Annotated in this window: 1 rRNA gene; it reads left to right on the top strand. The window is 42.9% G+C overall.

The annotated features are described in order from the left end of the window. Positions 1-329: 329 nt before the first annotated feature. A 16S ribosomal RNA gene (locus tag AEQU1_RS00040) occupies positions 330-704 on the top strand; the annotation flags it as partial.

Raw genomic sequence — 704 nt, 5'->3', positions numbered from 1 at the left:
CAACGGTCTTAAATTTTTTTTGAAATATTTTTTAAAAAGTATTGCAGGATTAAAAAAGAGTTGTACATTTGCACCCGCTTAGAGATATAGGCACGGTCTTAGAAATGGTGAAAAGGAATAGCAGCAACGGTTCAACTCCGTTCCACCAACAATTGAATCCCTGTTTTTTGATAGGGAAAAGTTCATTGAGATATTGAAATTGACAGCGTAGATTTTATTTGGAAACAGATAAGATCAACAAAGAAACTAAACTAAGTGAGATTTTCTGAGATTTTTTTGAGGGAGTCGAGCTCTTACTGGAGTATGGTCGCAATATTATTGAAGATTATACGATGAAGAGTTTGATCCTGGCTCAGGATGAACGCTAGCGGCAGGCCTAACACATGCAAGTCGAGGGGTAGAGAGAGCTTGCTCTCTTGAGACCGGCGCACGGGTGCGTAACGCGTATGCAATCTACCTTATACAGGGGAATAGCCCAGGGAAACTTGGATTAATGCCCCATAGTATTAAGAAACGGCATTGTTTTTTAATTAAAGATTTATCGGTATAAGATGAGCATGCGTACCATTAGCTTGTTGGTGTGGTAACGGCACACCAAGGCTACGATGGTTAGGGGCCCTGAGAGGGGGATCCCCCACACTGGTACTGAGACACGGACCAGACTCCTACGGGAGGCAGCAGTGAGGAATATTGGACAATGGGCG

The sequence above is a fragment of the Aequorivita sp. CIP111184 genome (assembly GCF_900489465.1).
Lineage (GTDB): Bacteria > Bacteroidota > Bacteroidia > Flavobacteriales > Flavobacteriaceae > Aequorivita.
Note: the sequence above shows the minus strand (reverse complement) of the source record. Positions and strands in the feature narration are given on the sequence as shown.